The sequence below is a fragment of the Cupriavidus sp. a3 genome (assembly GCF_051015765.1).
Classification (GTDB): Bacteria; Pseudomonadota; Gammaproteobacteria; order Burkholderiales; family Burkholderiaceae; genus Cupriavidus; species Cupriavidus oxalaticus_A.
In genome coordinates this window covers 367,304-380,913 of the sequence record NZ_CP170644.1, presented here as the reverse complement: position 1 = coordinate 380,913, position 13,610 = coordinate 367,304, and the positions used below count along the sequence as shown (strand labels likewise).

Sequence of the window (13,610 nt, the reverse complement as noted above, 5' to 3'; positions counted from 1 at the left end):
GCCAGGCTAGACGTTCAGGCACATCGCCGGCAGATCGCCATACAACGCCATCAACGCACTGGCAACGCCGTTGGTCCAGCCGAACCCGTCCTGCAGCGGATACTCGCCGCCTCCGCCACCCCTGGCACGCTCGCCGGTGGCCTCGATCCGGTATTTCTCCACCAGCTTGCATTCCCGGGCATAGACACCGGCGATCGTGGCGAGCCAGCGCTGCGCGATGTCGCGCGCCAAGCCTTCATGGCCGTAGCGCGTCAGTCCGCGCACCGCGAGCCATTGCAATGGCGCCCAGCCGTTGGGATGGTCCCACTGCTGGCCGGAGGTGAGTTCGGTGGTGGCCAGTCCTCCTGAATCCATCAGGCGTGCAGCCACAGCACTGGCAACGCCGCCGGCTTCTTCCGTCCGTGCAAGGCCGAGGTATAGCGGCATCATCGTCGCCGCTGTCAGGCATGGTCGCGGCGATCCGCAGCACCAGTCGTAGTCGACGAAGATGCCGGCTGCGTCGTCCCACATGTATTGGCGGATGGCGGCTTCGCGCCGGCGCGCGGCGGCAAGGAAGCGGTCGGCATCGGCATCGCCGGCCTGGTCGCACAATTCGGCCAGGCGCGTTTCTAGGTGCCACAACAACGCGTTGAGGTCGACCGGCAGGACCGCTGTAGTGCGAATAGTGGCGAGATCGGCGGGTTGCCCCGCAAGCGGCAGCTCGAGCCAGCGGGAGCTGAAATCCCAGCCCGATTCGGCGGCGGCGCGCAGGTCGCGAAACACCAGGTGGTGCGGCCGGCCGCTGCGCTCGGCGGTCTGCACGTCTTCCAGGAAAGCTTCCTCGCGCGGGCAAGGCCGGTCGTCCCAGTAGCGGTTAAGCACGGCGCCGTCGGGCAGGCACAGCGCGCGCCGGTGTGCGCAGCCCGGACGCAGGGCCTGGGCGCCGTCCATCCAGAAGTCGTACTCGCGCCGAAGCTGCGGCACGAAGTCGCGCGCGCTGGCGACCTGTTCGCGCTCGAGCAGGTCGACCATCAGCGCGAATACGGGCGGCTGCGAGCGGCTCAGATAATAGTTGCGCGTACCGTTTGGCACCAGCCCGTAGGTGTCGATCAGGTAGGCGAAATTGCGCGCCATTTCCAGCAGCAGGTCGCCGCGCCCGCTTGCCGACAGCCCCACCATGGTGAAATAGGAATCCCAGTAGTACAGCTCGCCGAAGCGCCCGCCAGGCACCACGTAGCGATGCGGCAGCGGCAGCAGCGACGACAGCGGCGGATGCGCGCCCGGCTCGCGCGTCAGCACCGGCCACAGGCCGTCGATATGTTCGCGCAGCGTATTGGCGGGATCGGAGACATAGTGGCTGTCCGGCACGATCGCGCGGGTGAAGTGGGCCTGCACGAAGTCGGCCAGGCAGAAGCCAGGCTCGACGCGTGTCTGGCGATAGCGCGCGACGATCCACTCGGGGTCGCAGCCGGGAATGCAATCAGGAAAGGTCTTGCTGTCGGCGAACAGGCCGCTGTGCTGGACATCGACGAACAGTTCGCCGTAGCGCACCGCCGGCGACAGCGTGTCGGCCTGCGGACAGCTCGCCAGGGCATGTGGCTGCGGGCATTCGCGATGCGCGGCCAGCGGCGGATGAGCCACCGCGTGGACCTTGGCCGGCGCGGCGACGGCGCCGGAGACCGCCCCGGCGCCATCGGGCGTGGCCGGGTCAGTGCGCGGCACCGTGTAGGCGCCCGCGCTTGCGGCGCGGCGGTCGTCATTGTTGTGCATAGGTCCAGTGCAGGCTGCCGGTCACTGACGTATTCATGACGGCCGAAGCCTTGGCGCCTTCTCGCGTTGATGCCGGCATCCTGTACGCCGCCGGCGCATGATGGCAGGAGCGGCCAGGCGCAGCGAAGTTCGCCCGTCAAGGTGTGGATTCAGTGTAGTGCGGCGAGGTCGGCAACTGCGTCTTCCGGTGCCTGCACGACATGGCACGGCAGACAGATCCGCACCGCGAGGCCATGCGGTGCAGCATTGTGCGCGGTGACGGCACCGCCATGCGCGGCGATCGCCGCCTGCGCGATGCTCAACCCCAGTCCCGCGCCAGCCGGATGCCCGGCGCCGCTGCGTACGCGGAAAAAGGGCTCGAACAGGCTCGGCAGTGCATCGTCAGGCACGCCGCGGCCGCCGTTGAACCACTCCACCGCGGCGGTCAGCGCCATGCCGATGCCGACAATGGCAGCCACGCCCAGCCAGAACGTCAGAAAATTGCGCCAGAACAGCGGCAGCGGGAACAGCGCACGCACGCGGCGCCACGGAGTCATGGCGACTGCACCAGCATGTAGCCGCGGCCGCGCAGGTTGCGGATCAGCAGCGGCGGGGCCGTGCCGTCGATCGCCAGCTTGCGCCTCAGTGCGCTGATATGGGTGTCGATGCTGCGGTCGAAGCGCTCGGGCGCGCGGCCCAGCGCAAACTGGCCAATCTCTGCGCGCTCGACCACGCGGCCCGCGGAGCGCAGCAGGATTTCGAGCACGCGCTGTTCTGCTCCGGTCAGCATCGCCTGGATGTTGCCGTGCATGGCAACGCCCGTAGCCAGATTCAGACGCAGCGTGCCGGCCTGCAGCCAGGTGTCCTGCTCCGGCTGCGCAGCCTCCACGCCCGTGCGGAAACGGCGCAGCACGGCGTGGATGCGCGCCTTCAGCTCGCGCGGGCTGAATGGCTTGCTTAGGTAGTCGTCGGCGCCGAGCTCCAGGCCCAGCACGCGGTCGGTTTCATCGCCATGCGCGGTGAACATGATCACCGGCCGCTGCGAGCGGCTGCGGTGCTGCCTGAGCAGGTCCAGCCCGTTGCCGTCCGGCAGCATCAGGTCGAGCAGCGCCACGTCATGGTCGTTGCGCGCGAGCAGGACTTCGCCCTGCTCGCGGGTGTGCGCCAGCGTGACCGTGCAGTGATCGGGTTCGAGGTATTCGCGCAGCATCTGCGCAAGCTCGATGTCGTCGTCGATCAGCAGCACGCGCGCGGCGCCCATGTTGAAGCACATCTGTATCCAGCCTTCCCGGTGACGGCGTTTGATGCTGCCGCGCGCCCGGGTTCCGTCAAGAAACGTCAAGAAAACAAAACCTATCCAAAGTGGCTGGTAAGCACTTTGTATCGCGAATTCTAATATGAGAATGATTGTTATTCACATTGCGCAGGGAAAATAATGAAGGACAGGCAAGCCATGGGGCACACCGTGGCGGCAAACACGGCGGCCGGTACGTCGGCAGGTTCGACGGCAATGAGCGCAGGATCGTGGGGCCGGATCGTGGCGGCGCTTTGCGCGGCTTCCGGCATGACGGGAATGACAGGAGCCTGGGCGCAGTCAGGCCAGCCGGACGCCGAAGCGAAGAACCTGCCCACGGTGGTGGTCACCGCCGCCGGCAGCGCGCAGGACATCCGCGACGCACCCGCGTCGATCAGCGTGGTCACGCGCGATGAGCTTGAAAACAAGGCCTATCGCGACCTCAACGACGCGCTCGTGGAAGTGCCCGGCGTCATCATCAGCGGCGGCGGCGACACCACCGACATCAGCCTGCGCGGCATGGGTCCCAAGTACACCCAGATCCTGATCGACGGCAAGCGCCAGAGCTCGCGCGAGACGCGCACCAACTCCGACTCGTCCGGGGTTGAAAGCAGCTGGACGCCACCGCTGTCGGCGATCGAACGCGTCGAGGTGGTGCGCGGGCCGATGTCGTCGCTGTATGGCTCGGATGCCATGGGCGGCGTAGTCAACATCATCACGCGCAAGGTACCCAGGACATGGACCGGCGAACTGCGCGGCGACGCCACGCTGCAGCAGAACAGCGACTCCGGCGACATCTACCAGGGCAATTTCTACCTCGCCGGCCCGCTCAAGAACGACCTGCTCGGCCTGCAACTGTACGGCCAGAGCTACCATCGCCAGGAAGACGATATTGACAACGGCTTTCGCGGCCGCCGCGCCGAGAGCCTGACCGCCAAGCTGGCGCTCACGCCCACGCGCGACCACGACATCGTGCTGGAAGCCACCACCATGCGCCAGCTGCGCAACGAGACCGTCGGCAAGACCGTGCCGCCGCTCGCGCCCGGCGCCAGCTGTCCGCGCACCGGCTGCCCGACCTCGTCCGAGGCCGACTACCGCAGCGAGAAGTTCGCGCTGTCGCATACCGGCCGCTGGGGCTTCGGCGTCTCCAACAGCTATATCCAGCAGGAGGAGTTCGACAACCGCAGCCGCCAGATGAAGATCAGGAACCTGGACCTGCGCACCAGCTGGGCCATGCCGCTGGGCAACCACATGCTGTCGGTCGGCGCCGAGTACCTGAGCCAGCGCCTGCACGACCAGACCGGCAACCAGATCGCCAACGGCCCGGAAAAGGTTGACCGCTACCAGTGGGCGCTTTTCGCCGAGGACGAATGGCGCCTGTCGCAAAGCTTCGCGCTGACCGGCGGCGCGCGCATGGACTATGACGAGAACTTCGGCCAGCACTACAGCCCGCGCCTGTACGGCGTGTGGCAGCCGGCCGAGCGCTGGACCGTCAAGGGCGGCGTTTCCACCGGCTTCCGCGCGCCGGACCTGCGCCAGACCGTGGCCGGCTGGGGCCAGACCAGCCGCGGCGGCAATATGTATGGCAATCCGGACCTGAAGCCCGAGACCATGCTGTCGCAGGAACTCGGCCTGCTGTATGACCAGGGCAATGGCCTGCAGGCCGGCGTGACACTGTTCAACAATGACTTCAAGGACAAGATCACGCGCGTCGCCTGCCCGAACACGCAGTGCACCGATGGCGCGAACCGGTTCGGCGCCAACCCGACCACGTACATGAACGTGGACAGCGCCTACTCGCGCGGCGTGGAAGCCAGCCTGCGCTGGCCGATCGCGCGCACCTTGTCGCTGACCGGCAGCTACACGTACACCAAGTCGGAACAGAAGAGCGGACAGTACGCCGGCCAGCCGCTGAACCAGCTGCCGATGCACCTGTTCGTCGCCACGCTGAACTGGCGCCCGACCGGGAAGCTCAACGGCTGGGCGCGCGTCAACTATCGCGGCAAGGAAAGCCAGCCGATCACCGGGCCGTCGTCCAGCACCGTGGTGGCGCCGTCGTACACGTTCGTCGACCTTGGGGCGACTTACGCGGTGACCAAGCACGTGTCGGTGTTCGCCGGCATCTACAACCTTTTCGACAAGCAGGTGAACTACACCGATTACGGCTATGTCGAGGATGGCCGGCGCTACTGGATGAGCGTATCGGTCAAGTTCTGATCTTTCGGCTTGTCAACGGCCCGGTGGTCCTGGTTGCAGGATCCCGGGCGTTGCTGTGCATTCAACCAGGGACTCTGATGAACCGATTCCAACCGGGCAGGCGCCGCCTGCTCGCCGCCGGTGCCGCGGCCCTGCTCGCCCCCGCCTTGCCTGCGCTGGCAATGACGGTGAAGCATGCTAAAGGCACCACTGAAGTACCCGACCATCCCGCGCGCATTGCCGTCTTCGACATGGCCACGCTCGACACGCTGCGTGTGCTGCAGGTCCCGGTCGCCGGCGTGCCCGAAGGCCAGTTCCCCGGCAAGCTCACGATGTACCAGGATGCGCGCTACGCCCGGCTGGGCCCGGTGAGTGAGCCCGACCTGGCGGCGATCCGCGCCCTGGCCCCGCAGCTGATCGTGGTCGGTGGCCGCTCCGCCGCCAGGTACGACGCGCTGGCGCAGCTGGCACCGACGCTCGACCTGTCGCCGGGCCGCGACGACCTCGTCGGCAGCGTCCCAGCACATGCAGAACTGCTGGCCCGCCTGACCCGAGGCCGGCTCCCAACGCCGGTCCTCCAACTGCCCTCACACCTCCTTCTCCCCATGCCTGACCGGCAACGCCGGCGCCGCCTCCTGCCTCCCCAGCTGCATGAAGATCCACGCCGACGCACAAGTGATCAGCCCCATGCAGACAAAGGTGGCATGAAACGCCGGCAACACCGCAGCCGTGTCCCCGCCAAACCGATTCTGGAACGTCGCCAGCAACGCGCCCGCCGACGTCACCGCCAGGCTCATCGACAGCATCTGCACCATCGACAGCATGCTGTTGCCGCTGCTGGCGCCGGCGCCGCTCAGGTCCTTGAGCGTCACGGTATTCATCGCCGTGAACTGGATCGAATTGACCATGCCGAACACGGCCAGCAAGGGGATCAGCAGCCATAGCGGCAGTTGCGGCGTGATCAGCGCGAAGGCGGCCATCACCAGGCCGACCACGAAAGTATTGGAGACCAGCACGCGGCGATAGCCGTGGCGCTGGATCAGCCGCGTGGCGAGCCGCTTGGAGGCCATGCCGGCGGCGGTGACGGGCAGCATCATCAGGCCTGCGTCGAAAGGGGAATAGCCCAGGCTGACCTGAAGCGTCAGGGGGATCAGGAACGGCATCGAGCCATTGCCGATGCGGGCGAACAGGTTGCCCAGCAGGCCGACGCTGAAGCTGTGGATGCGGAACAGGCGCAGCGGGAACAGCGGCTGCTTGCGGCGGTTGGCATGCAGGCCGTAGGCGGTCAGCGCGGCCATGCTGGCGATCAGCAGCAACAGCACGGTGGCGTGCTGGAAGCCGAGGCCGGCCAGGCCGTCGAGGGAAAATGACAGCGCCAGCATGGCGATGGCCAGCAGCAGGTAGCCAGCGATGTCGAAGCGGCCGATGCCGGACAGCTTTGCGTTCGGCATATACCGGATCGTGGCGATCGCGCCGAGCAGGCCGACGGGCACGTTGATCAGGAAGATCCAGTGCCACGACAGCGCCTGCGTCAGCCAGCCGCCCAGCGTGGGTCCGATCAGCGGACCGATCATGCCCGGGATGGCAACGAAGCTCAGCGCCTGCAGGTACTGTTCGCGCGGGAAGGTGCGCAGCACCGAGAGCCGTCCGACCGGCAGCAGCATGGCGCCCCCCACGCCCTGTACCACGCGTGCGCCGACCAGGAAGTTGAGCGTGGGCGCGTACGCGCACAGCAGCGAGCCGGCCACGAACAGGCCGATCGCGGTCTGGAAGATGGTGCGCGTGCCGAAGCGGTCGGCGAGCCAGCCCGAGGCCGGGATGATCACCGCCATGGTCAGCGAGTAGGCGATCACCACGGACTGCATCCGCAGCGGGCTCTCGCCGAGGCTGCGCGCCATCGACGGCAAGGCGGTGTTGACGATGGTCGAGTCCAGCGTCTGCATGAAGAAGCCGACCGCCACGACCCACAGCATGATGCGGCGGGTACGGTCGTCCGGCGACGGCACGACGGGAAGGTCTGGCATGGGCGCGGTCATTACGCAAACTCCGTTCTGGCGCGCGCTGCCGCCGGCAATGACTGGTTGGGCATGCAGGCGGACGCAGCCAAAGCCAACACCTTAAAGGGCAATGGCGCAACAGGCAATCAACAGGCAATCAACAGGCAGTCAGCGAAACCGGGGCGCGACCGCCCGAAGCGTGCCGAGCCTACAAGGCCGCGCGCAGCCCGATGAAGAAGCGCCGGCCCGGTGCCGGCTCGAAGTAACGCCCGTTGGCCTCGTTGACGATCACCGAGCCGATATAGCGCCGGTCGGTCACGTTGTCGATGCGGCCGAACAGGTAGGCGCGAGTCGGGCCGATGCGGAACTCATAGCCCGCGCGCAGGTTGAAGACCGCGTAGCCGGGCGCGGCCTGCGTGTTGAGATCGTCGGCATAGACGCGGCTGTCGACGCGCATCTCGGCGCCGAGCGTGAGCGGCGCCAGCGGCCGCCAGGCCACCTCTGCGCTGAGGCTGTGGCGCGCGATGCCGGGCAGCCGGTTGCCCGCGGCCACGGTCTGGCCCTGCGCGTTGACGAAGGCATCGCCGAAATAGGCATCGAGCCAGGTATAGGCCAGCCCGGCCTCGACGCGGCTGCCGCCGCCCTGCCCCGGCGTGCCGACCTGCCCCAGGAAGCCGCCGCGCCAGCCCAGCTCGAAGCCGCGCCGGCGCACACCGTTGACGTTCTGGTAGACGGTGCGGCCCGCGTTGTTCGATTGCGGCACCACTTCGTCGTGGCTGTCGGCATCGAACAGCGCGGCCTCCAGCCGCTGCCCGTCAGCCTGCCACTTGATGCCGATCTCGCCCTGGCGGCTGGTCGAGGCGCGCAGGCCAAGGTTGCTGCCGACCCCGCCGGGGCCATAGGCGATCTCGGTCAGCGTCGGCGTCTCGAAACCGCGCCCGAGGTTGGCGTAGACGTTCAGGGTATCGAGCGCATGCCACACCAGTCCCAGCACCGGGCTGACGTTGCTGTAGGTGGCGGTGCCGCTGTCGTCCGGGCTGGCCGCGGTGATGAACTGGTCGTCGATGCCGAGCCGCACGCGGCTGGCACGCACGCCGCCGACCACCTGCCAGGCGGGGTGGAAGGTCCAGTCGACCTGCGCGAAGGCGCCCAGGTCGGTCGCGGTATTGGTCTCGTCGCGCCGCAGCGCGCCCTGGCTGCCATCCTGGTTGACATAGCCGTTGCGGCCGTCGCGCATGCCGTTGGCTTCCACCCCGGCAGTCCACCGCAGCGGCAGGCCGTTGGCGGTAGTGCGCCGGCTCCAGGACAGCGCACCGCCGCCAAAGATGCGATCCAGGTCGACGATGCCGCCAGACGACGTCGGCGCGGCGCCGCTGAAGCCGAGCCGCTGGTACAGGTTGCGGGTGCCGCCGTAGAGACGCCCGGAGAGGCTGTCGAGGTCGGTCAGCTGGTGCTCCGCCACCACGCCCGCCTGCGCCTGCTCGACGTTCTTGCCGGTGTCAAACTGGGTCGCCGCCGGCACCGCCTGGCGCGGGTTGGCATCGGCCTGCGCGCGCGTCAGCCCGAGCGGATCCTGCGCCAGCGGCTGGTTGAAGTAGTTGAACTGGCCGGTCACGCGCGTGCCGCTGGCCGGCTGCGCCACCACGCGTGCATTGAGCTGGTAGCGGCGCGCCGCCGAATGGTCGCGGTAGCCGTCGGTCTGGTAGGTCCAGGCATCGAGCGAGCCGCCCAGGCGCTCGTTGCCGCCGGCCAGCGCCACCCCGGCCTGCCACTGGCCGTCCGAGCCGAAGCCGGTCGACGCGCGCGCGGTAAAGCCGTCCTTGGGCGGGTCGGGCGTAAACACCTGCACCACGCCGCCCGAGGCATTGCCGTACATCTGCGCAAACGGGCCGCGCAGCACCTCGACCCGGCCGGCGTTGGGCAGGTCGGCGGTGGAGGCCTGGCCCTGCCCGTCCGGCATGGTCGCGGGGATGCCGTCGACATAGAGCCGAACGCCGCGCACGCCGAATGTGGAACGCGTGCCGAAGCCGCGCACCGCCAGTTGCAGGTCCTGCGAATAGTTCTGCCGGTCGCGCACGGCCACGCCCGGCACACCCGCCAGCACTTCGGACAGATTGACCAGCGGCGTGGCGCTGCGCAGCGGATCGACCGGCACGCTGTCTACCGCGGCGGGCGCGTCGAAGCGGCGCTGCTCGCTGCGGGTGGCGGTGACCACGATGTCGGAGAGGGTTTCGCCGGTGGCGGCGGCCACCGCGCTGTCCGGCGGATCTGCGGCGCGCACGCCGGCGCATGTGAGCAGCAAGGCTGCCAGCGCCAATGCCCTGGGCACCAGCACGCGGAGGCAGGGACGGCGCTGATGCAAGACCGACGAAGGCTGCGTGCCGCCTGGTCTCATGATGGTCGGGGGCGTGGGCCACAAGTGGTGGTGCCGCAACTTTATCGCGTCCCGGGGCGCTTTTCCATGGCCGCCGCTGCGGGGAAAACCCGGGATAGCGCTGCGTGGACGATCGTCCAGCGCGGCACGATCGAAACTTCAAAATATTTCAATAATTTGTTTAATGAATGGCCTCACGCAGGGGTAACCGCGTGCCTAAACTCTCTTCACCGGCCGACACAACGCGCGATACTAAAAGGCAGACACGCCACAGCGCAGCGCAGCAAACGGTCATTCAGATTTTTAAAATCAAGGGACTAGACACCATGCATACCCAACCTACCCGCGTCGCCATCGTCTACCACAGCGGCTACGGCCACACCGCCAAGCAGGCCCAGGCCGTCGCCCGCGGCGCCGGCAGCGTGGCGGGTGCCGAAAGCCTGCTGATTCCGGTGGAAGACATCGACCAGCACTGGGACACGCTGGAGCAGGTCGACGCCATCATCTTCGGTGCGCCGACCTACATGGGCAGCGCCTCGGCGCAGTTCAAGGGCTTCATGGACGCCACCTCGCGCAACGTCTTCGCCAAGGGCGGCAAGTGGGCCAACAAGGTCGCGGCCGGCTTCACCAACGCCGCCTCGCGTTCGGGCGACAAGCTGGCAACGCTGCAGCAGATCGCCATTTTCGCGGCACAGCACGGCATGCACTGGGTCAACCTGGGCCTGCCCCCGGGCCACAACAACTCCAAGTCGACCGAGGACTCGCTGAACCGCCATGGCTTCTTCCTCGGCGCCGCCGCGCAGTCCAACGCCGATGAAAGCGCCGACGTGGTGCCGCCGCTGGCGGACCTGCGCACCGCCGAGCACCTCGGTGCGCGCGTCGCTGAAGTGGCGCAACAACTGGTGGCAGGCCGGCGCGCGCTGGCGGAACTGAAGCAGGCCGCCTGACCCCTCACCACGCCTCGCGCGTGAACTGCCTGCCGGCCCTTCGGGGCCGGTTTGCGTTTTGGGAGACGTGCGTTGCACCGCAGCGGGAATGCCCCGCCCGGAAATATGGCTTTGCGCGCGCGCAAGCGCTGCCCCAGCCAGCCAGGCGCCGGTTATGTCGGTTGACAGCCGTCAACCTAGACGCAGAACACATGACTCCGGCAGCTCATGACCACTATATGTAGTGCTAACCTGTGCGTCACACACTACATAAAGGGGTAAACATGCGCGACGCACAGCAAGCCGGCACGCTGCCGCCGGCCCAGCCCGGCGGCCAGGTCGACGTGGCCAGCGCCATGGAGGAATACCTGGCCCAGCGCGACTGGCGCGTGCGCGCCAACGCCAACCAGGGCTATAGCCTGGGCGGACTGATCCTCAACGTCGCCGGCAAGGTCACGGCCAACTACTGGCTGTCGCAAATCTTCAGCCCTGAATCCGGGCAGGCGCACCGCGACGGCGACCTGCATATCCATGACCTCGACATGCTGTCCGGCTACTGCGCCGGCTGGTCGCTGCGCCAGTTGCTGGCGGAAGGCTTCAACGGCGTGCCGGGCAAGGTCGAGGCCAACCCGCCCAGGCATATGTCGGCCGCCGTCGGCCAGATCGTCAACTTCCTCGGCACGCTGCAGAACGAGTGGGCCGGCGCGCAGGCATTTTCCAGCTTCGATACCTACATGGCGCCGTTCGTGCGGCACGACCGCATGGACTACCGCGCGGTACGCCAGGCGATGCAGGAGCTTGTATTCAACCTGAACGTGCCAAGCCGCTGGGGCACGCAGACGCCGTTCACCAACCTCACCTTCGACTGGACCTGCCCGCAGGACCTGGCCGGCCAGGTGCCGTATATCGCCGGCGAGGAAATGCCGTTCACCTACGGCGACCTGCAGCCGGAGATGGACATGATCAACCGCGCCTACATCGAGGTGATGATGCAGGGCGATGCGCGCGGGCGCGCCTTCACTTTCCCGATCCCCACCTACAACATCACGCCGGACTTCGATTGGGACCATGCCAATGCCGAGCCGCTGTTCGAGATGACGGCGCGCTACGGGCTGCCCTACTTCCAGAATTTCATCAATTCCGACCTGGAGCCGCACATGGTCCGCTCCATGTGCTGCCGCCTGCAGCTGGACCTGCGCGAACTGCTCAAGCGCGGCAACGGCCTGTTCGGCTCGGCCGAGCAGACCGGCTCGGTCGGCGTGGTCACCGTCAACTGCGCGCGCCTGGGCTACCTGCACGCGGGCGACGAGGCCGGGCTGACGGCAGCACTGGACCGCCTGCTGGCGCTGGGCCGAGACGTGCTCGAAGACAAGCGCCGCGTGGTGCAGCACTACATCGACGCGGGGCTGTATCCCTATACGCGCCGCTACCTCGGCACGCTGCGCAACCACTTCAGCACGCTCGGCGTCAACGGCATCAACGAAATGATCCGGAATTTCTCCGGCGACGCCGACGACATCACGACGCCGGGCGGGCATGCCATGGCATTGCGGCTGCTCGATCATGTGCGCGCGCGCATCGGCGAGTTCCAGGAGGCGACCGGCCACCTTTACAACCTGGAGGCAACGCCGGCCGAAGGCACCACCTACCGCTTTGCGCGTGAAGACCGCAAGCGCTGGCCCGACATCCTGCAGGCCGGCACCGCCGAGCAGCCCTACTACACCAATTCCAGCCAGTTGCCGGCCGGCTATACCGACGATCCGTTCACCGCGCTGTCGATGCAGGAGGCGCTGCAAGGCAAGTACACCGGCGGCACCGTGCTGCACCTGTACATGAACGAAGCCCTGTCCGGCGCACAGGCCTGCAAGGCGCTGGTCCGGCGCGCGCTGTCGCGCTTCCGCGTGCCGTACCTCACCGTCACGCCCACGTTCTCGATCTGCCCGAAGCACGGCTACCTGAGCGGGCGCCACGAGTTCTGTCCCCGGTGCGATGCCGAGTTGCTGGCACGCGCCCCAGCCGCGGCGAGCGCGCCGCAAACCCAACCTGAAGAGGAGCTCTCATGAATACCGAATCGCGCCAGCCAGCCACGCCGGCCCTCGATCCCGCCCTGCGTACCCGCTGCGAGGTCTGGACCCGGGTGATGGGCTATCACCGGCCCGTGACGTCCTTCAACACCGGCAAGCAGGGGGAGTTCAATGAGCGGCTTTTCTTCACCGAAAGCGCCTGTCGCTGACAGCCCCTGCCTCACGGCCATACCGGTGCCCGCGCCGGCGGCCACCGCGTCATTGCGGGGCGGGCCGGCGCTCGCCGGCCTGGTGCCATTCTCCAGCGTGGACTGGCCCGGCCAGCTGGCGGCGGTGCTGTTTATCGCCGGCTGCCCGTGGCGCTGCGGCTATTGCCACAACGCCCACCTGCAGCGGCGCCATGCGGCCTATGCCTGGCCTGCAGTGCTGGACTGGCTGAAGACCCGCGCCGGGCTGCTCGACGGCGTAGTGTTTTCCGGCGGCGAGCCGCTCAGCGAAGCGCGCCTGCCGGACCTGGCCGCGGCGGTGCGCGCGCTCGGTTTCAAGGTGGGGCTACATACCGCCGGCATCTACCCGCGCCGTCTCGCCGCACTGTTGCCACTGCTGGACTGGGTCGGGCTGGATATCAAGGCGGACGCCGCCGGCCACGATGCGCTGGTTGGACGGCCCGGCGGCCTGGCGCGCGTGCAGGCCAGCCTGGCGCTGCTGATCGGCGCCGGCGTCCCGTTCGAATGCCGGACAACGTGGGATCCCGCCTGCCTCAGCGAGCCGCGCTTGCTGGCGCTGGCACGCTCGCTGGCCGCGCATGGCGTGCGCCACTATGCCGTGCAGGCCTGCCGGACGGGCACGGTGGCGGTGCCTGGCGCATCGTTGAGCGCGCCGGGGCGCGCGGCGCTGGCGTCGTCGTTCGAGACGTTCTGCTACCGCGAAGGGTGAGCCGTGCCGCCCGGCGGTGCCTTTGGCCCCCGTCCGCAAAAAATTCCCTAAAGCCCCGCCTTCCGCCGTCGATAACAGTAGGTTGAGGCGTCAAGCGTGCGTGCCGGCGAACCGGCACCGGCGAGGCGCCATGAC

The 13,610-nt window shown here is 67.9% G+C and carries 10 protein-coding genes and 1 pseudogene; 5 read left to right on the top strand and 6 right to left on the bottom strand.

From position 1 onward, the window contains the following. Positions 1 to 6: 6 nt before the first annotated feature. From treF to ACAD63_RS23725, 3 genes are all read right to left on the bottom strand, one after another. The gene (treF, locus tag ACAD63_RS23735; protein ID WP_135703128.1) at positions 7 to 1,749 is read right to left on the bottom strand and encodes an alpha,alpha-trehalase TreF; all 1,743 of its coding nucleotides are present in this window, start codon (positions 1,747 to 1,749) and stop codon (positions 7 to 9) included. Positions 1,750 to 1,898: 149 nt separating this feature from the next. After that, entirely contained in the window at positions 1,899 to 2,285 is a 387-nt protein-coding gene (locus ACAD63_RS23730) for an ATP-binding protein (RefSeq protein ID WP_135703129.1), read from the bottom strand. Continuing rightward, entirely contained in the window at positions 2,282 to 3,001 is a 720-nt protein-coding gene (locus ACAD63_RS23725; protein ID WP_240745833.1) for a response regulator transcription factor, read from the bottom strand. Before ACAD63_RS23725 ends, ACAD63_RS23730 begins: the two co-directional genes overlap by 4 nt. A gap of 237 nt (positions 3,002 to 3,238) precedes the next feature. On the opposite strand from ACAD63_RS23725, the gene ACAD63_RS23720 reads away from it, so the two are divergent. Continuing rightward, on the top strand, positions 3,239 to 5,239 hold the full coding sequence (locus ACAD63_RS23720) for a ligand-gated channel protein (protein WP_434034439.1): 2,001 nt from the start codon (positions 3,239 to 3,241) through the stop codon (positions 5,237 to 5,239). Here ACAD63_RS23720 and ACAD63_RS23715 read toward each other — a convergent pair. The 3 genes from ACAD63_RS23715 to ACAD63_RS23705 form a co-directional block, all read right to left on the bottom strand. Next, positions 5,209 to 5,745, bottom strand: a complete 537-nt coding sequence (locus ACAD63_RS23715) for a hypothetical protein (protein ID WP_135703131.1) — start codon at positions 5,743 to 5,745, stop codon at positions 5,209 to 5,211. The two genes, ACAD63_RS23720 and ACAD63_RS23715, sit on opposite strands and share 31 nt — an antisense overlap. A gap of 60 nt (positions 5,746 to 5,805) precedes the next feature. Beyond that, positions 5,806 to 7,242 (bottom strand): multidrug transporter subunit MdtD, encoded by a 1,437-nt coding sequence (gene mdtD, locus ACAD63_RS23710; RefSeq protein ID WP_135703132.1) that lies wholly within the window; start codon positions 7,240 to 7,242, stop codon positions 5,806 to 5,808. A 181-nt stretch (positions 7,243 to 7,423) separates the two neighbouring features. Continuing rightward, complete coding sequence (locus ACAD63_RS23705) at positions 7,424 to 9,610, bottom strand: TonB-dependent receptor family protein (protein ID WP_434034438.1); 2,187 nt, start codon at positions 9,608 to 9,610, stop codon at positions 7,424 to 7,426. A gap of 305 nt (positions 9,611 to 9,915) precedes the next feature. Between ACAD63_RS23705 and ACAD63_RS23700 the strand changes: the two genes are divergently transcribed. The 4 genes and pseudogenes from ACAD63_RS23700 to ACAD63_RS23685 all read left to right on the top strand — a co-directional run bounded on the left by ACAD63_RS23700 (position 9,916) and on the right by ACAD63_RS23685 (position 13,475). Then, on the top strand, positions 9,916 to 10,536 hold the full coding sequence (locus tag ACAD63_RS23700) for a flavodoxin family protein (RefSeq protein ID WP_133095830.1): 621 nt from the start codon (positions 9,916 to 9,918) through the stop codon (positions 10,534 to 10,536). Between the two features lie 317 nt (positions 10,537 to 10,853). Then, positions 10,854 to 12,578, top strand: a pseudogene (locus ACAD63_RS23695) (ribonucleoside triphosphate reductase); the annotation flags it as partial. Continuing rightward, entirely contained in the window at positions 12,575 to 12,748 is a 174-nt protein-coding gene (gene nrdD / locus ACAD63_RS23690; protein ID WP_135703134.1) for an anaerobic ribonucleoside-triphosphate reductase, read from the top strand. The pseudogene ACAD63_RS23695 and the gene nrdD, both read left to right, overlap by 4 nt. Next, positions 12,711 to 13,475, top strand: a complete 765-nt coding sequence (locus tag ACAD63_RS23685) for an anaerobic ribonucleoside-triphosphate reductase activating protein (protein ID WP_434034437.1) — start codon at positions 12,711 to 12,713, stop codon at positions 13,473 to 13,475. Before nrdD ends, ACAD63_RS23685 begins: the two co-directional genes overlap by 38 nt. Positions 13,476 to 13,610: the final 135 nt, after the last annotated feature.

What these genes read in the sequence shown, in the direction of transcription:
- ACAD63_RS23720 (WP_434034439.1), top strand. Translation starts at nt 3,239, where the DNA reads ATGAGCGCAGGATCGTGGGGCCGGATCGTGGCGGCGCTTTGCGCGGCT.
- ACAD63_RS23730 (WP_135703129.1), bottom strand. Translation starts at nt 2,285, where the DNA reads ATGACTCCGTGGCGCCGCGTGCGTGCGCTGTTCCCGCTGCCGCTGTTC.
- nrdD (WP_135703134.1), top strand. Translation starts at nt 12,575, where the DNA reads ATGAATACCGAATCGCGCCAGCCAGCCACGCCGGCCCTCGATCCCGCC.
- mdtD (WP_135703132.1), bottom strand. Translation starts at nt 7,242, where the DNA reads ATGCCAGACCTTCCCGTCGTGCCGTCGCCGGACGACCGTACCCGCCGC.
- ACAD63_RS23685 (WP_434034437.1), top strand. Translation starts at nt 12,711, where the DNA reads ATGAGCGGCTTTTCTTCACCGAAAGCGCCTGTCGCTGACAGCCCCTGC.
- ACAD63_RS23715 (WP_135703131.1), bottom strand. Translation starts at nt 5,745, where the DNA reads ATGTGCTGGGACGCTGCCGACGAGGTCGTCGCGGCCCGGCGACAGGTC.
- ACAD63_RS23705 (WP_434034438.1), bottom strand. Translation starts at nt 9,610, where the DNA reads ATGAGACCAGGCGGCACGCAGCCTTCGTCGGTCTTGCATCAGCGCCGT.
- ACAD63_RS23700 (WP_133095830.1), top strand. Translation starts at nt 9,916, where the DNA reads ATGCATACCCAACCTACCCGCGTCGCCATCGTCTACCACAGCGGCTAC.
- treF (WP_135703128.1), bottom strand. Translation starts at nt 1,749, where the DNA reads ATGCACAACAATGACGACCGCCGCGCCGCAAGCGCGGGCGCCTACACG.
- ACAD63_RS23725 (WP_240745833.1), bottom strand. Translation starts at nt 3,001, where the DNA reads ATGTGCTTCAACATGGGCGCCGCGCGCGTGCTGCTGATCGACGACGAC.